Genomic DNA, 23,463 nt, shown 5'->3' with positions numbered 1-23,463 from the left:
TTTTAAAATAGGAGGTAAAAAAGATGAAAGTACCATTTAATTGGCTTAAAGATTACGTTGATGTAGATATGACAGCAGAAGAGTTAGGCGATGCTTTAACTTTATCAGGTTCAAAGGTAGAAGAGGTCTTAACTGCTGGTGCAGAAATAGAAAATATTGTTACATGTCAAATAGATAAAATAGAACCACATAAAGATGCAGAAAAACTTAAGGTTTGTCAAGTAAATATAGGTTCAGAAATAATTCAAATAGTAACAGCTGCAGATAATATGAAAGAAAATGATAAAGTTCCTGTAGCTTTACATGGAGCAGTTTTAGCTGATGGAAGTAAAATAAAAAAAGGTAAATTAAGAGGAGAAGTTTCAAATGGAATGTTCTGTTCAGAAGAAGAATTAGGTCTTGCTGATGGAAAAGAAGTTATTGGTCTTATGATTTTACCAGAGGATGCTCCAATTGGTGTTTGTATAAAAGAATACTTAGGTCTTAATAAACAAGTTTTAGATTTTGAAATAACTTCAAATAGACCAGATTGTTTAAGTATAGTAGGTATGGCTAGAGAAACAGCTGCTACAACAAGAAAAACTTATAAAATGCCAAATACTAAATTTGAAGTTAAGTGTAATAAAAATATAAATGATGAAATAGAAGTTACAGTTAAGGATGAGCTTTGTAATAGATATATGGCTAGAGGAGTTAAGAATGTAAGGGTAGCTCCATCACCAACTTGGATGCAAGAAAGATTATTAGATGCTGGTGTTAGACCTATAAATAATATAGTAGACATTACTAACTTTGTTATGTTAGAACTTGGTCAACCAATGCATGCTTTTGATAGAAGAGAACTAAAATCTTCTAACATAGTAGTTGAAAGAGCTAAAGATGGAGAAAAGTTCATAACTTTAGATGAAATAGAAAGAGAATTAAACAAAGATGTTCTTTGCATAAAAGATGGAGAAGAAATAGTTGCTTTAGCAGGAATAATGGGTGGATTAAACTCAGGTGTTAAAGATGACACAACAGAGATTATTTTTGAATCAGCTAATTTTGATGGAACTAATATAAGAGTTAATTCTAAAAATTTAGGCTTAAGAACTGAAAGTTCTTCAAGATTTGAAAAAGATATAGATCCAAATTTAGCAGCCTTAGCTTTAGATAGAGCTTGTGCTTTAGTTGAAGAGCTAGGATGTGGAGAAGTTATGGAAGGAACTATAGATGTTTACAATAATGTAAAGGAAGAAGAAACATTAAATGTAAGCGCTAAGTGGATAAATAAATTTTTAGGAACTTCATTAGAAGCTGAAGAAATGAAAAGATGTTTAGATAGCTTAGATTTAAAAACAACTATAAAGGGAGACGAGTTAGAAATAGTTGTTCCTACTTTTAGAATAGATGTTCATATAAGAGAAGATATCGCAGAAGAGGTAGCAAGAATTTATGGATATAATAATATTCCAGCTACTTTAATATCAACTAGTACAGAAAAAGAAGCTAAGGATAAAAAGCAATTATTAGATGAAAAAGTTATAGATACAATGTTAGCTTCAGGATTAAACCAATCTATAAGTTATTCTTTTGTAAGTCCAAAGGTATTTGATAAAATATGCTTACCAGAGAATAGTACTCTTAGAGAGGTTGTTAAAATAAAAAATCCATTAGGAGAAGATTATAGTGTTATGAGAACTTCAACACTTCCTTCAATGATGGAATCTTTAGCTAGAAACTATTCAAGAAGTAATGAAATAGTTAGATTATTTGAAATAGGTAAAATTTATATTCCAAATAAAGATGAAAATGAATTACCAACTGAAAAAAATATATTAACAATTGGTATGTATGGTGAATGTGATTACTTTGATTTAAAAGGAGTAGTTGAAAATTTACTAGATGCTTTAGGACTTAAGAGCGCATCCTTTAAGAGAATGAGTGAAAACACAAGTTATCATCCAGGAAAAACAGCTGAATTAGTACTAGGTAAAACTTCTTTAGGAATATTAGGAGAAATACATCCAGATGTTAATGAAAATTATGGAATAGATGTTCCGTGTTATGTAGCTGAATTAGATTTAGATGCTATGTATAAATTCTCAAAAACAGAAAAAGCTTATAAACCATTACCTAAGTATCCAGCAATAACAAGAGATATAGCTTTACTTGTTGAAGACTCAGTTCTAGTTCAAGAAATTGAAGATGCTATAAGAAAAGCTGGTGGTCAAGTGGTTGAAAAGGTTGAATTATTTGATGTTTATAAAGGTGCTCAAATACCTGAAGGTAAGAAGAGTATTGCTTATGCCATAGCATATAGAGACCCAAGCAAAACTTTAAAAGATAAAGATATAAACAAAGTTCATGATAAGATTTTAAGAGCTTTAGAATATAAATTAGGTGCTCAATTAAGAGAGCAATAATAGTTTTAAATATGTTATGTATATGATAAAATGTACATAACATATTTTTTATTATGGAAGTAAGAGGTGTTTAAGAAAGTATGGCGACTGTTACGGTAACAATAAATGGAGTTGAATATAATTTAAAAGGCCATGAAGACGGAGAATATTTAAAAAAAGTAGCTGAATACGTAGAAGAAAAAACACAGGAAATGGCATCTAAAAATAATAAGTTAAGTGCTTTAGGAGTTTTGTCATTATCTGCATTAAACATAGCCGATGAATTATTTAAAGGAAATGAAGAATATAATCAACTTATAGATTATTATGAAAAAGTAAAAGGTGAGCTAGATAAAGCAAAAAAAGAAATTGAAAAGCTTGAAAATCTTCAAGGAGAAAGTATTACCTTAAAGGAAACTTTGGACAAACTAACTGTAGAGAAAGATTCTATAGAGAAGGCTTTTAATGAATTAAAGATAAAAAAAGAAGAACTTGAGAAAAAAGAAGAGGAAAATGAAAAGATTCTTACTACCTTAAAAGAAGAAAACTTAGTTTTAAAGGAAGATTTCAAAAATAGCAAAGCTCAGTTTGAAGAAAGATTTAAAAGTGAAAAGGATAAGATTTCAACTTTAAGTGAAGAAAATGAACTTTTTAAACGAGATGCTGCTTTATCTCAAGAGGAGATAATTAACTTAAAAAAAGAACTAGATATATTAAGAAATGAAAATAAGTCCTTAAATTTAGAAAATGAGAAGAATTTAAAGGAACTTAAAACTTTAAAAGAAGAACTTAAGGAGTTTAAAGGTACTAATTTAAATTTAAATAATGATTTAAACTCTTTAAAAGAGAGAGAAAAAAAGTTAAAAGAAGAGCTTAATATATTAAAGAGCAAAAAAGGTAATTTAGAAAGAGATATTAAATCCTTTAAAGAAAAAAATAATAGTTTAAATGAACTAAATGAAAAGATTAAAAAAGATTTAGAGAATTTAAATGGAGAAATGGATTTATTAAAGGAAAAGAATAATATAAATAAGGCAGAAAAAGAAAAGCTTATATTAGAGGAAAGAAATTTAAAATTAAAGTTAAAAGAGTTAGAAGAAAACTTTTCAAATTTAAATAAAGAAAAAGATAAGATTAAAGAAGACTCAGAAATCTTAAATAAGGAAAAAAGCTGGATAAAAGATGAAAATAATAGTTTAAGAGAACAAATTATACTTTTAGAAGAAAATCTTCAATTAGCTTTAGAAGAGAAGGATACTTTAGGAAAGAAAATTTCAGAAGAAAGAGAGAAGGAATTAAAATCTCTTAAAGAAGAAAGCGAAACTTTAAAAAAAGAAATGGACATCCTAGAAGAGGAAGCTAAGAAAATCAAAAAAGAAAAAGACCTTTTATTAGAAAATAATAAAGAGCTTAGACGTAATTGGCAGACAGCTAAGTACAAGCTTTTAGATTTAGAACAAAAGTACTTAGATGCTCAAGTTAAGCTTGCAGCTACAAAAAAACCTGATAATGTTCTTTTAAAGAAGAAGAAAAAGTAAAATAAATACTGTAAGGAATTTATTAAAATTTCTTACAGTATTTTTTACTGCAATTTTAAAATTTTATAAGTTACTTTCAATTAAAATTCTATTTTTAAAATAGCAGGGAACTAATTTTGTTTTTTCTAAGAATTTAGGGATTTTTTCAAAGTTTCTTCCTATATGTTCTATTTTATGAGAATCAGAACCAAGAGTTATATATTTTCCACCAAGTTCTCTATAATAAGTATATATATCTACAAGATTTTTAAAGGAAGTTTCATTATCTAGACGAGTTGTATTAAGTTCAAGAACTTTATTTTTCTTTATTAAAGCTTTAAAAATTGCTTTAAATTTATCTTTAAAATCTTCAAGAGTCATTTCTTTATCTTCATAAGAACTATACCTACAAGGATAATCTATATGTCCTAAGGTATCAAAAATATCATAAAATTCTATGCACTTAAGCATATTATCAAAATATTCATTATAAACAATATCTTTAGGTCTTTTATCTTCTTTTAAAAATCTAGAAAGAGTAACTCCATTTATAGCATGTATAGAACCTATTATCATATCAAATTTATCTTTATATTTTTCATAAAAAGAAAAATTTTCTTCTATATTATTCATTGCAAGACCAAGTTCTATGCCTTGTTGCATATTATTTCCTCTATATTTTTTATATTCATTTAAATAACCTAAAATATCAAGTTTTGAAAATTGAGGATGAGTTTTTAAATTATAATCTAAATGCTCTGTAGTTATTATTCCTAAGTTATTTTCTTTAGCTTTTTCTAAAATATCCTTAATTTTTAACATAGAATCAGCTGAAAATTCTGTGTGTATATGACAATCGTAAAGCATTTTTAACCTCCATATTAATTTATTTCAATTTAATTTTATCATAACTTATAAAATAGTATCAAAATTAAATTTCTTTAAAAGTTTTTAATTAAAAGAGAAAGGGAGAGATGTGGAATTGTATTGTGTAATTGTGTATAATACAAAGTATTGAATAAATTAACTAAGTAAGAAACTTAGTTAAATTTTAGGAGAGATGAATTTTATGGAAAGAATAGAATTACTAGCACCAGCAGGAAGTATGGAAAGTTTAATTGCTGCTATAAATAAAGGTGCAGATGCTATATATTTAGGAGGAAGCAAATTTTCAGCAAGGGCATATGCTTCTAACTTTGATAATGAAACTATGGAAAAAGCTGTAGATTATGCACATACTTATGGAGTTAAAGTTTATGTTACAGTAAATACTTTAATTAAGGAAAATGAGTTTCAAGAAGCAATTGATTACATAGGAGTTTTATACAAAATAGGAGTAGATGCTTTAATTATACAGGATGTAGGGTTATGCCAAAAAATAAAGGAAGTTTATCCTGATTTTGAACTACATGCATCAACTCAAATGAGCATACATAATGGTGAAGGAGCACTTTTCTTTAGAGAAAACGGATTTTTTAGAATAGTTTTATCAAGAGAACTTACTTTAGAAGAAATTAAATATATTTCTAAAGATTTAGGAATAGAAACTGAAATATTTGTTCATGGTGCCTTATGTGTTTGCTATTCAGGACAATGTTTAATGAGTAGTTTAATAGGAGGAAGAAGTGGGAATAGAGGAAGATGTGCGCAAAGTTGTAGATTGCCCTATACCTTAATTAGAGAAAAGGACAATAAGGAAACTAAAGGATTTCTTTTAAGTCCTAAAGATATTTGTACTATTGAAAATGTAGAGGATTTAATAAAAACAGGAACAAGTTCTTTAAAGGTTGAAGGAAGAATGAAAAGACCTGAATATGTTGCAGGAGTTATAGAATCTTATAGAGAAGCTATAGATAATACCTATAAGCATATTAAAAAATCACAGGAAGGTAATAAACTAAAACTTAAGAAGCTATTTAATAGAGAAGGTTTTTCAACTGCATATATGTATAAAAATGTTGGAAAGGATATGATGGCTTTTAAAACACCAAGGAATACAGGAGTTTTACTTGGTGAGGTTTTAAAAAATGGAGAGATTCTTTTATTAGATGACCTTTCCTTAAAGGATGGTATAAGAACTAATGATGATGGGTTTACAGTAAGCAAGATACTTATAAAAAATACTGAAGTTGCAGAGGCTAAAAAGGGAGATAAGGTAAAAATATTCCCTAAAAAGTACAAAATCAATGATAAGCTTTATAAAACTTCTGATACTAAACTTTTAAATGAATTAAAAACTGCTTATGAGAATCCTTACGAAAGAAAAATAAGTTTAAAAGCTTATATGAAATTTAAAGTTAATGAACCTATGGAACTTACAGTTTGTTATAAAGGAAATTATTTCACAAAAACTGGTGATATGGTTCAAAAAGCTGTAAATAGACCTATGGATAAGGAAAAAGTTGAAAAGAATTTAAAAAAATCTGGGGATATTCCTTATGAAATAGGAGAAATAGAATATGTAACTTTTGAAGATGGTTTTGCACCAGTTTCTTCTATAAATAATTTAAGAAGAGAAGTTTTAGAGGAAATAAGAAATTTTGAAATTAAAAAATATAAAAGAGTTATAAAAGAACAAAAGAATATAAATTTAGCAGAGAAAAGGGGTGAAATGCCAAATATTTTAATTACTGTAAATACAAAAGAGCAGTTAGAAGCAGTAATTGAATGTGGTATTCATCATATTGCCTTAGATATCTTTGGTAAAAATAAAGGGCAACTTAATAAGGGAATTTTAAAGGAATTAGAAGGTAGAGAGCTTAATTTCTATTTAAAAATTCCTACAATAATTAAAGAAGAATTTGAAATTATAAGTAATATTATAGATAAAAATCTTAATTTAATATCAGGATTAGTTACAGCTAATACAGGAATAATAAATAGATTTAAAGATAAAACAAATATTATAGGAGATTATAAACTTAACATTTTTAATTCTTATGGAATAAGATTTTATAATAAACATATTATGGGAAGTTGTTTAAGTCTAGAATTAAATAAAAAAGAGTTAAATAAAATGTTAAAGAAATACTCAAAGGGAGCTCAAATATTTATTTATGGAAGACCAGAGGTTATGGTTAGTGAATACTGTCCTATAGGAAGTACCTTTGGAGGTAAATGTGCATCAAAAAATTGTGATAATCAATGTGTAGATAGTACATTTGTCTTAAGAGATAGAATGAATCAAGATTTTGTTATAAGAACTGATGTATTTTGTAGGTCTCATATATACAATACAGTACCAGTTAATTTACTTAATGAAATTGAGGAAATAAAAGCTTTAGGAGTAAATTCCTTTAGGTTAGACTTTATAGATGAAAATTATGATGAGGTAAAAAATGTTATTGAAGCTCTAAATAATAAAGAAGCTTTAAAATTAAAAGATTATACTAAAGGTCACTTTAAAAGAGGCGTTGAGTAAAGGGGATTAAAGTATGAATGATAGAGTTTTAAAAGTTTTAGAATTTAATAAAATTAAAGAGTTAGTTAAAAAGTATGCTATTACAAAATCAGCAAAGGAAATGGTTTTAGACCTTAAGCCATATAATTCTTTCTATGATGTAAAAGAACATTTAGAAGAAACAAAGGAAGCCTTAGATATTTTAATGAGAAAAGGGAATCCACCCTTTGAAGGTCTTTATGATGTAAAAGAGGCTATAACAAGAGCAGAAAAAGGTGGAGTTTTAAGTATAGAAGGATTATTAAGAATAGGAAGTATGTTAGCTGTAACAAGAAAGCTTTCTGAATTTTTAGCTAGAAAAGAAGAAGAAGAAGAACATAGAATACTAGAAGGTATGAAAGATGGTCTTGTAGTTTTAAGAGGAGTAGAAAGTGCTATATCAAAGGCTATAGTAAGTGAAGAGGAAATAGCAGATAATGCAAGTGATAAATTATATAGCATAAGAAGAAGTTTAAAGGAAAAAAATTCTTCTATAAGGGATAAAGTTAATTCTATAGTAAGAAGTAATGCACAATATCTTCAAGATTCTTTATATACCGTTAGAGGAGATAGATATGTTATTCCTGTAAAAGCTGAATACAAATCTCAAGTTCCAGGACTTGTTCATGACCAAAGCTCAACAGGAGCTACACTTTTTATAGAGCCTACAGCTTTAGTAAATTTAAATAATGAAATAAAGGAGCTTATGCTAAAGGAAAGAGCTGAAATTGAAAGGATTTTAGCAGAATTATCTTCTTTAGTTTATAAAAACATTGATGTAATAAAGGTTGACTTTAACATAATAGTTGAATTAGATTTTATATTTGCAAAAGCTAAATATGGAAGTGATTTAGGTGGAACGATTCCGATAGTAAATGAAAAGGGAGTAATAGATTTAATAGATGCTAGACATCCATTAATTCCAAGAGATAAGGTTGTTTCTTCAGATATTTATTTAGGAAGAGAATTTTCAACTTTACTTATTACAGGACCAAATACAGGAGGTAAAACAGTAACCTTAAAAACTACAGGGCTTATTGAACTTATGGGATTAAGTGGCCTTTTAATACCTGCTAGTGAAAATTCAAGTATAAGTTTTTTTGAAGAAATATTTGCAGATATAGGAGATGAGCAAAGTATAGAACAAAGCTTGTCAACTTTTTCTTCTCATATGACTAATATAGTTAAAATAATGGATAAGGCAAATAGTAAAAGCTTAGTTCTTTTTGATGAATTAGGTGCAGGAACAGACCCAACAGAAGGTGCAGCCCTTGCTATTTCAATTTTAGAAAATTTAAGACATAGAGGTTGTAAAATAATGTCTACAACTCACTATAGTGAGTTAAAAGCTTATGCATTAAAAACTGAAAATGTTGAAAATGCTTCTGTTGAATTTAATGTTGAAACTTTAAGACCAACTTATAGGCTTTTAATAGGAGTTCCTGGTAAATCAAATGCTTTTGAGATTTCAAGAAGATTAGGTCTTAAAGATAATGTTATAGAGGAAGCTAAAAAGGTTATTTCTACTGAATCTTTACAATTTGAAGATTTAATACAATCACTTCAAGAAAAGAGTATAAAAGCTGAAAATGATGCTAGAGAGGCTGCAATATTAAAAAATGATGCAGAAAAATATAAAAATAGATATAAAGAAAAGTTTGAAAGAATTGAGAGTGTAAGAGATAATGTTTATGCAGATGCTAGAAGAGAAGCAAAGCAAATTTTAGATTCTGCTAAGGAAGAAGCAGATGCTATTTTGAAAAACATGAGAGATTTAGAAAGAATGGGTATATCTAGTGATGCAAGAAGAAAACTTGAGGCTGAGAGAGGAAAGTTAAGAGATAAAATAAGTGATGCAGAAGCTAGACTTCAAAAGAAAAAAGAAGAGAAAAAAGGAGAAGAACTTAAAAAGATTGAAATTGGAATGGAGGCCTTATTACCTTCAATAAATCAAAAAGTTATAGTTCTTTCAAAGCCAGATAATAAAGGTGAAGTTCAAGTTCAAGCTGGAATTATGAAAATAAATGTTAAGGCTAAGGACTTAAGAGTAGCTAAGGAAACTAAAGAAGAAAGAAAAATTAAAAAAAGAGAAGCAAGATTAAATTTAAGACAGGTAGATTCTTCTATAGATTTAAGAGGGATGGACTCAGAGGAGGCTTGTTATACAGCAGATAAGTATTTAGATGATGCTTATGTTGCAGGAAGAGGAGAAGTAACCTTAGTTCACGGAAAAGGAACTGGAGTTTTAAGAAAAGCTATAAATGATATGCTTAAAAAACACCCTCATGTTAAATCTCATAGATTAGGTGAATATGGAGAAGGTGGAACAGGAGTTACTGTTGTTATATTAAAATAAATTTTATTATAAAAAGTTAATTTAAAATATTATTATATTTAAGAGCCCTTTAATTGTTATTAGGAGATTAAATAAATCCTATAAAATTAAAGGGCTCTTTTTATATACAATTTATTAAAAAAAGATACAACTTATTTATGATATAATCAACTTAAACTTTAAAAATTAGAAAAGTTTGGAATAAAAGGGGGCTTTAGTAAGTGGATAAAAAAAACAAAAATAAAAAATCTTCTTTGAAAGGAGACAGAGTAATCTCTTTTTTTCTAGTTATATTATTTATCTTTGTTTTTTTATTAGGGAGGTTATTTTATATAAATATATTTAAGTCTAAAAGCTATAAAGCTATGGCAGAGGAACAATGGACAAATGAAATAAAGATAAATGCTAGAAGAGGGCGTATTCTAGATAGAAATAGTAGAGAATTAGCTGTTACAGCTAATGTTTTTAGAGTAGATTTAGATTTGGTAACCTTAAGAAAATATATAGAAAAGGAAGAAACTGATTCTATTGAAGTTGCAAAAGTTTTAGCAAGGGCTTTAGAACTTGAGGAGGAGTATGTATTAAGTAGAATAGAATATACTTACCCTTCGGGGAATTTAGCGACATCAGCAACCTTAGCAAGGAGAATAGAGAAGGAGAAAGCTGACAAGGTAAAGGAATTAGATATAGATGGAGTAAATATAGAAGAAGATACAAAGAGATATTATCCAAATGGAGATTTTCTATCTCATACTTTAGGGACAACAAATGCAGATGGAGAGGGGCTAAGTGGATTAGAACTTTATTATAATGATGAACTTACAGGAATTCCTGGAGTTAGGATTAATGAAGTTTCAAGAGATTATTTAAATAATCCATATTCAAAGTCTAGTTTTACTCCACCTGTAAATGGAAAGGATTTAACACTTACTATAGATGAAAATATACAATACTTTGTTGAAAATGTAGCTAATGAGGCTTTAAATAAACATAAGGCTGATTCTGTAAGTATAGCAGTTATGAATCCTAATAATGGAGAGATTTTAGGACTTGTAAATAAAGCTGGGTTTAATCCTAATAATCCTTTTGAGGGAAGTGAACTTTTTAAAGGGGAAGATGAATCACAGAAGCTTCAAAATATGTGGAGAAATAAAATTGTTTCAGATTCCTTTGAACCAGGTTCTATATTTAAAATAATAACTTCAATAGCAGCTGTAGAAGAAGGAATTTCTGGAGGAGATGAAGTTTATTATTGTGATGGAAGTTTAAATGTTTCGGGAAAGAATATAAAGTGTTGGAAGTCTGGTGGACATGGAGTACAAAATTTTAATCAAATTTTAGAAAATTCTTGTAACGTTGCCTTTATGGAAATTGGAGAAAAATTAGGGGCAGAAAAATTAAATGAATATATTAAATTATTTGGCTTTGGAGAAAAATCAGGTATTGATTTACCAGGCGAGGCTTCTGGGATAGTTAAAGAAGCTAAAGATATAGGCCCTGTAGATTTAGCTACAATATCTTTTGGACAAACTGATACTGTAAATGGAATCCAATTTATGGCTGCTTTAAATGCAGTTGCTAATGGAGGAGATTTAATTCAACCTCATCTTATGAAAAGTTTAAGTCATAAAGATGAGAATGGAGTAAAAATTATAGATGAAGTTTTTGCTCCTAAGATAAATGAGAATATAGTAGAGGAGGAAAGCACATTAAGAATTAAAGAGGCTTTAGAATCTACTGTATCTAGGGGCTCTTCAAAGGATGCAGGAATTAAAGATATAAAGGTTGCAGGTAAAACAGGAACAGCTGAGAAAGTTGATTCAGAAAAAGGTACTTATGGTGCAGGATATATAGCATCCTTTGCAGGATTTGCTCCTTATGATGACCCTAAAATATCTCTAATAGTAATAATAGACAATCCTAAAAATGGAGAACATTTTGGAGGCGTAGTAGCTGCTCCTTTTGCAGGAGAATTGTTTAATAATATTTTTAACTATCTTTCATTAAATGAAGAAAATTTAGAATATAGTGAAGGTGAAGCTATAATTCCTAATTTAAGAGGAGATAAAGTATCTAGTGCTGAAAGAACTTTAAATGAATTAGGAATTAATGCAGTAATAGAAGGAGAGGGAAGTTTTGTTACATCTATTTCTCCTATGCCAGGATATAAAATATCTAAGGGAGATGTTATAACTTTAAAAGCTGGAAATAGGTTTGATAGAAGTGAAAAGGAAATAGTTGTTCCAGACTTTAGAAATTTAAGTGAGGATGAAGCTAAGGAAATTTTAAAATCCTTAGATTTAAAGGGAGAATTTAAAGGTAAAGGTAAAATTAGAGAACAGAGCATAAGTTCTGGTGAAATTATAAAAAGTGGAGAAACAATTAAATTTAATTTAGAAGAATAAAAATATAATATTATTTAAAGAGAGAGAAATTTATTTAATTTTAAAATGCTTATTTCTCTCTCTTTTTTATAAGGGTTTTTAAATTTTGATTTAAGGCTTATAATAAAATAGAAATTTACAAATTATTTAATAATTTATAAAAGGAGAGAAGGTTTTGATTTTAGTTAGTGGATGTTTATGTGGTATTAATTGTAAATATAATGGTGAAAACAATTTGAATGAAAATATATTGAAGCTTCTTAAGGAGGGAAAAGCAGTTATTGCTTGTCCAGAACAGTTAGGAGGATTAAAAACACCAAGGGTTCCTAGTGAGATTGTTGGAGGAACTGGAAGGGAGGTTTTAAGTGGAAAAGCTAAAGTACTTAGCAAAGAAGGAGAAGATGTTACTAAGGAATTTATTAAGGGTGCTTATGAAACCTTAAACATAGCTAAAAGTATAGAAGCAGAATATATAATTTTAAAGTCAAAAAGTCCCTCTTGTGGTTTAGGACTTATATATTCAGGAAACTTTAATGGAGAGAAAAAGGAAGGAAATGGGGTAACCTGTGAACTTTTAATACAAAATGGATTTAATATTAAAACAGAAAAGGATTTTTAGGAGGAATTTATAAATGAATAAGGAAATGAGAGAAAAAGTTAGAGAACTTTATAATGGAAGTTGCAGAGTTTGTAAGGTTTGTAATGGAATAGCCTGTGCAGGAGAAGTGCCAGGTATGGGAGGAAAAGGAACAGGAGCTGCTTTTATTAGAAATATTTCTTCTTTAGAGAAAATTAAGCTTAATATGAGAACTATTCATAATGCTAAAAATCCAGATATGTCTATTGAAATTTTTGGTAAAAGAATGGAGATTCCAGTTTTTGCAGCACCAATAACAGGAACAATGTTGAATATGGGAGGTAAGGTTAGCGAAAGAGAATATATAGAAGGAGTAGTTAAAGGATGTTTAGATTCAGGAATATACCCTATGGTTGGAGATACAGCAGTTGATTTATGTTTAACTACTAATTTAGAAGTTATTGAAGAATATAAAGGGGAAGGTATTGTTTTTATAAAGCCTTGGAAAAATGAAGTTGTAATAGAGAAGATAAAGATGGCAGAAAAAGCAGGAGCTTTTGCTATAGGAATGGATATAGATGCAGCAGGACTTATAACTTTAGCTATGAATGGAAAGCCTGTTGAACCAAAAAATTTAGAAGAAATAAAAGAAATAGTAAATTCAACTAAATTACCTTTTATTCTTAAAGGAATAATGACAGCAGATGAAGCTGAACTTGCAGTAGAGGCAGGAGTTTCTGCTATAGTTGTATCTAATCATGGTGGAAGAGTATTAGATCAAACACCAGCTACTTGCGAGGTTTTAGAAGAAATAGCTTCTAAGGTTAAAGGAAAGGTGAAAATTTTAGTTGATGGAGGAGTAAGAACTGGGGTTGACATATTGAAGATGATAGCTTTAGGTGCTGATTGTGTTTTAATAGGAAGACCATTTATAACTGCTACCTTTTTAGAGGGGGCTAAAGGTGTTGAAGAATATGTAGATTCTTTAAAAGGAGAATTAAAATCAGCTATGGTACTAACAGGATGTAATTCAATAGAGAGTATAAATAGTAGAATTATTTATAAAGGAGAAAGATAGATTATGAAAGTTTTTGCACATAGAGGATTTAGCTTTGAGTATCCAGAAAATACATTGTTATCTTTTAAGGAAGCTTTAAAATTAAATATTTATGGTATAGAACTTGATGTTCATAAAAGCAAGGATGGAGAGTTAGTAGTAATACATGATGAAAATATAAAAAGAACCTTTAAGGGAAAGGGAGAAGTTAAAGATTATACCTTCAAGGAACTTAGAGAGTTTAAATGTAGCAAGAAAGCTTTTGAAAATAATGAGGAATGTAAAATTCCAAAGTTAGAAGAAGTGTTTAATCTTATAAAGAATAAAGATATAGTTTTAAATATAGAGCTTAAAACTGACGTTATAGAATATAAGGACATTGAGTTAGATGTATTAAATTTAATAAAAAAATATGATATAGAAGAGAAAATAATTATTTCAAGTTTTAATCATAAATCCTTAGAAAGAGTAAGAAATTTAAATGAAAATATTAAATTAGGACTTCTTTATGATAGAAAAATACCTGAGATTATAGAGGTTAGTAAAAGATTAAAAGCTTATGCAATACATCCTAGTAAAAGGCTTGTTAATAAAGAATTAGTAGATATTGCTCATAAAGAAGGGCTAAAAGTAAATGTTTATACAGTAAATAAAATCTATGAAATGAATAGACTAAGAGAATATGGAGTAGATTCTATCTTTACAGATAAGGCTAAAATGGCTTTAGAATATTTAAAATAAAACTTTAAAATATATTGTTAAGCCTAACAAGGATTTTATTTTAAATTTAGTTGCTTGTTAGGTTTATATTTTTGTTTTTAAAATTTATATAAAACTTGTTTAAAAAAATGTAACTTACTTATTAAAGTATTTTGGTAATAATTATTATGTTAAGTGAATAAACATATAAAGGATAAATATAAATTTTAAGGAGGAAGTATAAAGCAGGATTTTTAGTTTGTAATAAATCTTAGCTGCTTTAATTAATTTAATAAATTAATTAAAGTTTAATACTTATAAACAGTATGGATTATGTAAAAAAAGGGTTTGGAGCAATTCCAACAGAAGAACAAGTTAATTATCAAAAAGAGGAACTTACAGCCTTTATACATTTTGGTATAAATACCTTTACAGGAAAAGAATGGGGAGATGGAAAAGAAAGTACAGAAATTTTCAATCCTAGCAGTTTAGATGCAGATAGTTGGATAAAAGTATTATGTAATGCTGGATTTAAGAGAGTTATTTTAACCGCAAAACATCATGATGGCTTTTGCTTATGGAATAGCAAATATACAAGACATAGTGTAGCTAATAGTCCGTGGAAAAATGGACAAGGTGATGTAGTAAGAGAAGTTTCTAAAGCTTGTAATAAATATAAAATAAAATTTGGAGTATATCTTTCTCCATGGGACCAAAATTCAGAGTATTATGGAAAAGGTGATGGAAGTCTTTATAATGAGTTTTATATTAATCAATTAAAAGAACTATTAACAAATTATGGACCTATAGCAGAAGTTTGGATGGATGGTGCTAAGGGGTCAAACCTTAAGCAAGATTATGATTTTGAGAAATGGTTTTCAATAATAAAAACATTGCAAAAAAATTCTTTGATTTTTAGTCCTCAAGGTCCTGATATTAGATGGATTGGAAATGAGAAGGGCTATGCAGGTGAAACTTGTTGGTCAACTATAAATATTGAGAAAATGAAAGAAAGAGAAAATCCTTCTTATCTAAATAAAGGAGAAGAGTATGGAGCGGAATGGGTTGTTGGAGAGTCTGATGTGTCAATAAGACCAGGATGGTTTTATCATGATTTTGAAGATGAGGAGGTTAAATCTTTAAGAAAACTAATAGATATTTATTTTAAATCAGTTGGAAGAAATTCTGTTTTATTATTAAATATTCCTCCTAATAAAGAGGGAAAAATACATGAAAATGATATTAATAGATTAAAGGAATTTGGAAATATAATTAAAAAGATATTTAAAAATAATTTAGCCTTTAATAAAAATATTATTTCAAATAGTTTTTATAGCAATGAATATTCTGCTAAAAATATGTTAGACAATAATTATGATACTTACTTTGCACCTAAAAAGGGAGAAAAGACTTGCAAAATTGAGATAGATTTAGGAGATATTACTGAATTTAATCTTATTTCTTTGCAGGAATATATACCTTTAGGACAAAGAGTTTCTAGTTTTAATATAGAGGTATTAATAGGAAAAGAGTTTCTTAAGGTTTATGAGGGTAGTACTATAGGTTATAAAAGGCTTATAGTTTTAGAAAATTTTAAAAGTAGTAAGATAAGAATAAATATAACAGCTTCTTTAGAAATACCTCTTATAAACAGCATAGGAGTTTATAAAATAGATAAAGAGTATTATCCTTTTAGTAAAGATAATTTAAAAAGCCTAATTGAATTTGAAAAAAGTGAATATAAAGTAAGTAATAAAGATAAAATAGTAACTTTAAAAATTAAAAGAGAAAATAATTTAGAAGAAAAAGTAGAAGTCAATTATGAAACTATATCAGGAACAGCTTTAAATGGAATAGATTATCAAACTTGGTCTGGAACTTTAGCTTTTAAAGAAGGAGAAAAGGAAAAGAGCTTTCATATAAATCTAATAAATAGAGGAGATGTTAAAGAGGATAGAGAATTTTATGTTAAATTAAGTGATTCTATAGGGGGAGAATTAGGAGATTTATATGAGAGTAAAATTATAATAAGCAGTAATTAAGAAAATATTTAAAACTTATTTCTTTTAAAATTTATCTAAAAATAAATTTAAAGCTTAATAAATTTAATTAATATTTAATAAAAGAATAATAATAAAAGGTAAAATAATTGTAAAAAATAATAAAAATAATAATTAAAATGGAATTGTTTTGATTACAATTCCATTTTTTCTTTTTTTTGTTTTTAAAATTTAAATTATTGTAGTATAATATCTGTAAAATAAAAATAAAAATCCTTATAGAGATTTAAAGGAGAGATAGTATAGTGTATAGAGAAAGATATGAAGAATGGTTAAATTCTGATATTATTTCTGAAGAAATAAAGGAAGAGTTAAGAGCAGTAAAAGAAGAAAAAGAAATAGAAGATAGATTTTATAAGGAACTAGATTTTGGTACAGGTGGATTAAGAGGAATTATTGGTGCTGGTACTAATAGAATGAATATATATACAGTAGGAAAAGCTACTCAAGGCTTTGCAGATTATTTAAATAACAATTATGAAGGAAAAAAATCTGTTGCAATAGCTTATGATTCAAGAAATATGTCTAAGGAGTTTGCAAAATCAGCAGCTTTAACTCTTTGTGCAAATGGTATAAAGGTTAATCTTTTTGAGTCTTTAAGACCAACTCCAATGTTATCATTTGCAGTTAGAGAATTAAATTGTAATGGAGGTATAGTTATAACAGCTTCACACAATCCAAAACAATATAATGGGTATAAGGTTTATGGAGATGATGGATGTCAATTAACTGATGAGCCTGCTAAAGCTGTTATTGACTATGTAAATAAAGTTAAGGATTATTCTGATATAAAAACAATGAGCGAAGAAAAAGCTTTAGAAGAAGGTCTTTTAGTTTATATAGGAGAAGAAATAGATAAAAAATATATAGAGTCATTAAAAACTCTAACTATTAGAAAAGATTTAGTTAAAAATCATGCTAAAGATTTAAAAATAATTTATACTCCAATTCATGGGTCTGGTAATCTTCCAGTTAGAAGAATATTAAAAGAATTAGGATATGAGAATGTTTATGTTGTTAAAGAACAAGAAATGCCAAATGGAGAGTTTCCAACAGCTCCATATCCAAATCCAGAAGATCCAAAGGTGTTTAAATTAGCTTTAGATATGGCTAAGGAAATTAAGCCAGATATAATATTTGGAACAGATCCAGACTGTGATAGAATAGGTGTTGTTGTAAAAGACAATAAAGGAGAGTATCAAGTATTAAGTGGTAATCAAACAGGAATGTTATTAACTAACTATATATTAAGCTCTTTAAAAGAAATGAATAAATTACCTAAAAATGGTGCTATTATAAAAACTATTGTTACTACAGAGTCAGTAAGAAATATGACTGAGGAATATGGAGTAACATTAATAGATACACTAACAGGATTTAAATATATAGGTGAAAAAATAAAAGAATTTGAAAATTCAGGTTCAAATGAATATTTATTTGGTTTTGAAGAAAGTTATGGTTATTTAGCTGGAACTTTTGCAAGAGATAAGGATGCAGTTGTAGCTTCTATGTTAATAGCTGAAATGACTTTATATTATAAAGAACAAGGAAAAACTCTTTATGATGGATTAATTGAACTTTATAATAAATATGGATACTTTAAGGAAAGCTTAGTATCTATAGAACTTGCAGGAAAAGAAGGGCAAGAAAAAATAGCTAAATGTATAGATGCTTTAAGAAATGATTCTTTAAAAGAATTAAATAATGTTAAGGTTGTTAAATCCTTTGATTATAAGTTAAGTAAGGAAGTAAATAATTTAACTAAGGAAGAAAAAGAAATCAAGCTTCCAAAATCAAATGTTTTAAAATATATTTTAGAAGACGATTCTTGGTTTGTTGTAAGACCATCAGGAACTGAGCCAAAGATGAAGATTTATTTATCAGTAAAAGGTTTAAGTTTAGAAGATGCAGAAGAAAAGAGCGAAAAATTTAAAGAAGCTATAATGGAATTAATTAATGAAAAATTAAAATAGTTTAAGTTAAAAAGGAGCTATGTTAATATAACTTATATAAGTTATATTACTAGCTCTTTTCTTTTTACTTTAATTTATCTTACTTAAAGTGTTATAATATATAACTAAAATAAGAGCTAATAATTTAAGGAATTAAATCCTAAGATGAACTTAATTTTGTTTTATGATAAAATAAACTTCGAAATTTATGATATATATTAAACTTTAAGTTTATAAATCTTGTTTTTAGACAGAATTTAAAATAAATAAGTAAAGTAGTTAAGGAGATAAAATATATGAGTTTTAATACATTTGCAAAGGAAAAATTATCACAACTTTTATTCTTAGAAATAGATGGAGAAGGATTTATTAAAAGTTTAGGAAAAGATGAAAAGGACATTAATGTTAAGGAGTTATACATCCCAATAGACCCAAAACATTTATCTAAGGATGTTAAAAGTGGATATAAATTAGAGACTCTTCCAATAAATTATTTAATTGAAGGAATGTTTTTTGCTTTAGGTGGAGATAAAGATTTTAAATTTAATAAGGATTATAAAAAGTTAATTAGCTTAATAGAAGATGCTATTCCTTGTGTAAAAAAAATAGTCGCTGACAAAGTAAAAGAAGGAAATATGGTTGAAGCTTTTATGCTTTTAAAAGGATTAAGTGAGGTTTCAGAGGAAACTGATGTTTATGAAAATCTTCTTTTAATATGTGAATCTTTAAGGGAGAGAAATAAATCCTATAATGATACACAATTAGAAATTTGTGATAAATGTAAGGAAAATAGAAGTGACTTAGCTTTACCATATCTTTATTCAGCAATAGCATATAATGATATGGGGAAATATGATAAGGCCTATGTAGATATAAATGAATACTTAGCTAAAGGTGGAGAAAAAAATGAAATAGTTGAAGCACTATATAATGAAATAAAGGATTCCGCTGACTATGAAGAGGGGAAAGAGGAATTAATAGAAGAACCTGAGGATGCTTTAAAAAGACTTCTTCCTTTAGCAGATAAATTTCAAGATAATGCTATTTTAAGATATTACATTGCAACAGCTTATAGAAGGCTTGGAAATTTTGAAAAGGCAGTTTATTATTTAAATGAATGTTTATCTATTGATGATAGCATAGTTGAGGCCGTTAATGAAATGGGAATAAATTATGCATCTTTAGGGATATATGATGAAGCTATTAAATATTTAAGAAAGGCCTTTGAGAGTACAAGAGATATAGAAGTTTGTACTAATTTAATAGTTTGTTATTTAAATGCAGGAAAATTTGAAGAGGCTAAGCAACACTTAGCTATTGCAAAAGCTATAAACAAAGAGGATGAAATAGTAAAAGAAATAGAAACATTTATGAGAAATAATAATATTAAGTAGCCTTAGGAGCGTAAATTTATGTATAAGGATTTATTAGGATATAAAATATTTTCAGATAATAAAGAAAAACTTTTAGAAGAAATTCAAAGAAAAAATAAAGTTAACATAATATCTGGAAATCCAGAGGTTTTATATAATGGTATAAAAAATGATTTTTTAAGAAAAAGTTTTACTAAAGAAGATGCTTTAATCATTCCAGATGGAGTAGGAACTCTTCTTGCAGCTAAATATAATGGAATAGAAATTAAAGAAAAGATAGCTGGAATAGATGTTATGAATATGCTTTTAAAGGAAGCTAAAGATAAGAGTTTAAGGGTTTTTTTATTAGGGGCAAAAGAAGAAACTTTAATTAAGTGTAAAGAAAAAATAGAAGAAATCTACAAAGGAATAAACATAGTAGGAGTAAATAATGGATTTTTTGATTTAAATAATTGCAATGATTTAATAGATAAGATTAACAAAAGTAAAGCAGATATACTTTTTGTTGCTATGGGAGCACCTAGACAGGAGATATTTATAGAGAAATATAAAAATAAGCTTTGTTGCAAGGTATTTATGGGTGTTGGAGGAAGCTTTGATGTTATTTCAGGAAATGTAAATAGAGCACCTGATTTTATGATTAATATGGGAATGGAATGGTTCTACAGAGTTTATAAGGAACCTTGGAGAATAAAAAGATTAGGAAGCATACCAAAGTTTTTATTATTATCTCTTAAAGAAAGAGGGAAAAAATAATGAATATTTTATTTGTAGCCTGTTATTCTCCTATTATAAATAATTCAGCTTCTATTGAAACTCTTATGTATTTAAACAATTTATGCAATATTAATAATAACAAAGTTCATCTTTTAACCGTTGATTTTCCTAAAAATTCTATATATTATGATGAGGAAGTTTTAAAGCTTTTAGATAATAAGGTTAAGATACATAAAGTTGAAGGTGGAAAATTCTTTAATAAGGTAATGCCTAAAAAAACTTTAGGGCAAAAAGAAAGCAATGATAGCGATAGCTTTAAAAATAGTAAAAAAATAAAACTTATGAGGAAAATAAAAAATAAAATTATTTTCCCAGACATGTATTATATGTGGAGTTTTAAGGCATCAAAATATGCTAAGGACCTTATGGAAAAAGAAAAATTTGATGTTATATTTTCTATGCATGAGCCACCATCTAGTCATCTTTGTGCTTTAAGAATAAAGAAAAAGTATAAAGAAATACCTTGGGTTTTATATTGGAGCGACCCTTGGCTTAAGGACCCTTCAAGAGAAAATATTGGATTTATAAGAAAATTTATAGAAGGAAAACAAGAAAAAGCAGTAGTATTAAATGGTGATAGGCATATATTTGTAACAGAGGAAAATAAAAAAGATTTTATAGAAAAGTATAATCTAAAAGAAGAAAATATGTTTATTGTAACTAGAGGTTATAATAAAGAAATTTATAAAGAAATTGAAAAGGAAGAAAAACCAAAACTTTTAAAAGGAGATAAAATAAATTTAATATATGCAGGAGAAATATTTAGCAAAATTAGAGACTTAAAACCCTTTATAAAAGCATTAAAAGAATTAGAAAAAAGAGATAATAATTTATTTAATAGATTAAATATATTATTCTTTGGAAATATAGATGATGAAAATATAAAAGCAGAATTAAAAGAATTTCCTAATGTAAGTGTAAATGGAAGGATTGACTATAAAGAAGCTTTAAGATATATGATACATGGAGATATACTTCTTGTTTTAGGAAATAAAAATTCTAAACAGATACCTGCTAAAATATATGATTATTTAGGAACTAAAAATATTGTTATGGTTATATTAGGTGATGAAAATGACCCTATAAAGTCTGTTGTAGATAATAAAGAAAAGTGTATAGTAAGTAAAAATAACTATGAAGATATAATAAATAGTTTTGAAAAATGTGGGGCTTTATTAGACTCTAATAAAGAGTTTAGTGAAAATGAAGAATATGAGTGGAGTAATATAGGTAAAAAACTTAATGATATATTAAATTTAAAATAAGTAATTTAAATAAGCAATAATATTTTGGAGGGTTAGTAAGTGAAAGATAAAAAAATTAAGGATTTTATAAATGATTTAGGCTCAGAATTATCAGCACCAGGTGGGGGAGCAGCTGCTGGAATTGTTGGTGCTGTTGGAGTTGCATTAACATCAATGGTTTATAGCTTAACAGTAGGAAAAAAATCTTATGAGATTTTAAGTAAAGATAATAAAGATAAACTAGATGAAAATCTTTTAATTGCAAAAAGAACTTATGATGAGATGTTAGATTTTATGAGCAAGGATGAAGAGGCCTTTACAACTTTAATGGAATGCTATAAGTTACCTAAGGAAACTATAGAGGAACAGAATTTAAGAAGTAAAAAAATAGAGGAATGTACTATAGGTGCTATGATAGTTCCTTTAGAATTAAGTAGAAAAGCATTGAGATTTTTTGAAAATGTAAGCTTTGCATTTAAATATGGAAATAAGAATTTAATATCAGATTCTGTTGTAAGTGCTATAATGCTTAGTGCTTGTATAGATAGTTCCATAGTCAATGTGGAAATAAATTTAAATTTCTTAAAGGATAAAAAATTAGTTGAAGAAGTAAAAGAAGAAATTTCATATATAAGAAATGAAAGTAATAGATTAAAAAATGAAATTTTAAGTGAAAGTGGATTTTTAAAAAATAATTAGAAATAAAGAAAATTTATAAAATAAGGATACTATCAAAATATAAGATATTAAAATATTTTGATAGCATCCTATTTTTATTATTACTTTTTAGGAGTTAAGTCATTTAAGGACTTAAATTCATAGCCCATAGATTTTAATTCCTTTAATACTTCATCTAAAATAGCTGTGTTTGTATCTGATACTGCATGAAGTAAAGCTACTTCACCATTATGAGCTTTATCTAATATTTTTTTCTTTGCAAATTCCTTAGAAGGTTGCTCATCAACTAACCAGTCTTTGTATGCAAAACTCCAAAATACAGTTGTATATCCAAGTTCTTCTGTATAAGAAAGGGATTGTTCACTATATTTACCCATAGGAGGTCTAAAAAATTTAGGCATTTCTTTTTTAGTAACTTTAAAATATTCTTCTTCTACTTCAGTAAATTCATTTTTAAAACTATCCCTGTCTAATATCTTAGCCATAGAAGGATGATGAGAAGTATGATTACATACAAGATGTCCTTCTTCTTCCATTCTTTTTATAAGTTCTGGATAGTCTTTTATATAAGGTTTTGTTACAAAGAAGGCAGCAGGAACTTTGTTATCTTTAAGAATATCAAGAATTTTTGAAGTATTGCCATTTTCATAACCTTCATCAAAGGTAAGAAAAATTTCTTTTTTTGCTGTATCACCACAGTATATTGTTTTGTAGTTGCTTATATAAGGAGTTTCACGAGGACCATAAGGGATTCCTTCTTCCTTATTAAAAGAGTAATACCAGTTAAATTCTTCTGTAGAAGGAAGATTAAGTTCTTTTGCGTTTACTACATTAAAAAATATAGATAAAGTTAAAATAAGGGAAAATATTAAAGAAAAACCCTTTTTAATCATAAAATATCACCTCGATTTTAGTATGTCTTATATATTAGGATTAATTTGTATTTTTAGGTGGATAATTAGGAAACATAATACAGTTGTTGAAATA

General features: G+C 27.3%; 16 protein-coding genes. 14 read left to right on the top strand and 2 right to left on the bottom strand.

Going from position 1 to position 23,463, the window contains the following annotated elements; genetic code table 11:
- Positions 1-23: 23 nt before the first annotated feature.
- Positions 24-2,405 carry a phenylalanine--tRNA ligase subunit beta gene (pheT, locus tag AC4FRL_RS05445; protein ID WP_491139196.1) on the top strand — a complete coding sequence of 794 codons (2,382 nt, stop codon included), beginning with the start codon at positions 24-26 and terminating at the stop codon, positions 2,403-2,405.
- Between the two features lie 80 nt (positions 2,406-2,485).
- Entirely contained in the window at positions 2,486-3,922 is a 1,437-nt protein-coding gene (locus AC4FRL_RS05440; protein WP_491139195.1) for a cell division protein ZapA, read from the top strand.
- Between the two features lie 63 nt (positions 3,923-3,985).
- Here AC4FRL_RS05440 and AC4FRL_RS05435 read toward each other — a convergent pair whose 3' ends face one another.
- Positions 3,986-4,768, bottom strand: a complete 783-nt coding sequence (locus AC4FRL_RS05435; RefSeq protein ID WP_491139194.1) for a histidinol phosphate phosphatase — start codon at positions 4,766-4,768, stop codon at positions 3,986-3,988.
- 202 nt (positions 4,769-4,970) lie between these two features.
- On the opposite strand from AC4FRL_RS05435, the gene AC4FRL_RS05430 reads away from it, so the two are divergent.
- The 12 genes from AC4FRL_RS05430 (at position 4,971) to AC4FRL_RS05375 (ending at position 22,497) form a co-directional block, all read left to right on the top strand.
- Positions 4,971-7,322 carry a U32 family peptidase gene (locus AC4FRL_RS05430; RefSeq protein WP_491139193.1) on the top strand — a complete coding sequence of 784 codons (2,352 nt, stop codon included), beginning with the start codon at positions 4,971-4,973 and terminating at the stop codon, positions 7,320-7,322.
- Between the two features lie 13 nt (positions 7,323-7,335).
- A complete protein-coding gene (locus AC4FRL_RS05425; protein WP_491139192.1) occupies positions 7,336-9,696 on the top strand; it encodes an endonuclease MutS2 in 2,361 nt (786 codons plus the stop codon).
- 200 nt (positions 9,697-9,896) lie between these two features.
- Positions 9,897-12,080 carry a stage V sporulation protein D gene (locus AC4FRL_RS05420; RefSeq protein ID WP_491139191.1) on the top strand — a complete coding sequence of 728 codons (2,184 nt, stop codon included), beginning with the start codon at positions 9,897-9,899 and terminating at the stop codon, positions 12,078-12,080.
- Between the two features lie 154 nt (positions 12,081-12,234).
- Positions 12,235-12,678, top strand: coding sequence for a 2-thiouracil desulfurase family protein (locus AC4FRL_RS05415; RefSeq protein WP_491139190.1), 444 nt, complete (start codon positions 12,235-12,237; stop codon positions 12,676-12,678).
- A gap of 13 nt (positions 12,679-12,691) precedes the next feature.
- Positions 12,692-13,714 (top strand): alpha-hydroxy-acid oxidizing protein, encoded by a 1,023-nt coding sequence (locus AC4FRL_RS05410; RefSeq protein ID WP_491139189.1) that lies wholly within the window; start codon positions 12,692-12,694, stop codon positions 13,712-13,714.
- Positions 13,715-13,717: 3 nt separating this feature from the next.
- A complete protein-coding gene (locus AC4FRL_RS05405; RefSeq protein ID WP_491139188.1) occupies positions 13,718-14,434 on the top strand; it encodes a glycerophosphodiester phosphodiesterase in 717 nt (238 codons plus the stop codon).
- A 284-nt stretch (positions 14,435-14,718) separates the two neighbouring features.
- On the top strand, positions 14,719-16,434 hold the full coding sequence (locus AC4FRL_RS05400; RefSeq protein ID WP_491139187.1) for an alpha-L-fucosidase: 1,716 nt from the start codon (positions 14,719-14,721) through the stop codon (positions 16,432-16,434).
- A gap of 263 nt (positions 16,435-16,697) precedes the next feature.
- The gene (locus tag AC4FRL_RS05395) at positions 16,698-18,425 is read left to right on the top strand and encodes a phospho-sugar mutase (RefSeq protein ID WP_491139186.1); all 1,728 of its coding nucleotides are present in this window, start codon (positions 16,698-16,700) and stop codon (positions 18,423-18,425) included.
- Positions 18,426-18,700: 275 nt separating this feature from the next.
- Positions 18,701-19,798 (top strand): tetratricopeptide repeat protein, encoded by a 1,098-nt coding sequence (locus AC4FRL_RS05390; protein ID WP_491139185.1) that lies wholly within the window; start codon positions 18,701-18,703, stop codon positions 19,796-19,798.
- Positions 19,799-19,816: 18 nt separating this feature from the next.
- Positions 19,817-20,533 (top strand): WecB/TagA/CpsF family glycosyltransferase, encoded by a 717-nt coding sequence (locus AC4FRL_RS05385; protein ID WP_491139184.1) that lies wholly within the window; start codon positions 19,817-19,819, stop codon positions 20,531-20,533.
- Complete coding sequence (locus AC4FRL_RS05380) at positions 20,533-21,819, top strand: glycosyltransferase (RefSeq protein ID WP_491139183.1); 1,287 nt, start codon at positions 20,533-20,535, stop codon at positions 21,817-21,819. Before AC4FRL_RS05385 ends, AC4FRL_RS05380 begins: the two co-directional genes overlap by 1 nt.
- A gap of 39 nt (positions 21,820-21,858) precedes the next feature.
- Positions 21,859-22,497, top strand: coding sequence for a cyclodeaminase/cyclohydrolase family protein (locus AC4FRL_RS05375; RefSeq protein ID WP_491139182.1), 639 nt, complete (start codon positions 21,859-21,861; stop codon positions 22,495-22,497).
- Positions 22,498-22,577: 80 nt separating this feature from the next.
- Here the strand turns inward: AC4FRL_RS05375 and pdaA are convergent, their stop codons facing one another.
- On the bottom strand, positions 22,578-23,369 hold the full coding sequence (gene pdaA, locus AC4FRL_RS05370) for a delta-lactam-biosynthetic de-N-acetylase (RefSeq protein WP_491139181.1): 792 nt from the start codon (positions 23,367-23,369) through the stop codon (positions 22,578-22,580).
- Positions 23,370-23,463: the final 94 nt, after the last annotated feature.

Source organism: Clostridium sp. TJA032 (genome assembly GCF_058310275.1).
This window is presented reverse-complemented; position numbering and strand designations above follow the sequence as displayed.

What these genes read in the sequence shown, in the direction of transcription:
- AC4FRL_RS05400 (WP_491139187.1), top strand. Translation starts at nt 14,719, where the DNA reads ATGGATTATGTAAAAAAAGGGTTTGGAGCAATTCCAACAGAAGAACAA.
- AC4FRL_RS05430 (WP_491139193.1), top strand. Translation starts at nt 4,971, where the DNA reads ATGGAAAGAATAGAATTACTAGCACCAGCAGGAAGTATGGAAAGTTTA.
- AC4FRL_RS05440 (WP_491139195.1), top strand. Translation starts at nt 2,486, where the DNA reads ATGGCGACTGTTACGGTAACAATAAATGGAGTTGAATATAATTTAAAA.
- AC4FRL_RS05405 (WP_491139188.1), top strand. Translation starts at nt 13,718, where the DNA reads ATGAAAGTTTTTGCACATAGAGGATTTAGCTTTGAGTATCCAGAAAAT.
- AC4FRL_RS05380 (WP_491139183.1), top strand. Translation starts at nt 20,533, where the DNA reads ATGAATATTTTATTTGTAGCCTGTTATTCTCCTATTATAAATAATTCA.
- AC4FRL_RS05425 (WP_491139192.1), top strand. Translation starts at nt 7,336, where the DNA reads ATGAATGATAGAGTTTTAAAAGTTTTAGAATTTAATAAAATTAAAGAG.
- pdaA (WP_491139181.1), bottom strand. Translation starts at nt 23,369, where the DNA reads ATGATTAAAAAGGGTTTTTCTTTAATATTTTCCCTTATTTTAACTTTA.
- AC4FRL_RS05410 (WP_491139189.1), top strand. Translation starts at nt 12,692, where the DNA reads ATGAATAAGGAAATGAGAGAAAAAGTTAGAGAACTTTATAATGGAAGT.
- pheT (WP_491139196.1), top strand. Translation starts at nt 24, where the DNA reads ATGAAAGTACCATTTAATTGGCTTAAAGATTACGTTGATGTAGATATG.
- AC4FRL_RS05390 (WP_491139185.1), top strand. Translation starts at nt 18,701, where the DNA reads ATGAGTTTTAATACATTTGCAAAGGAAAAATTATCACAACTTTTATTC.
- AC4FRL_RS05435 (WP_491139194.1), bottom strand. Translation starts at nt 4,768, where the DNA reads ATGCTTTACGATTGTCATATACACACAGAATTTTCAGCTGATTCTATG.
- AC4FRL_RS05385 (WP_491139184.1), top strand. Translation starts at nt 19,817, where the DNA reads ATGTATAAGGATTTATTAGGATATAAAATATTTTCAGATAATAAAGAA.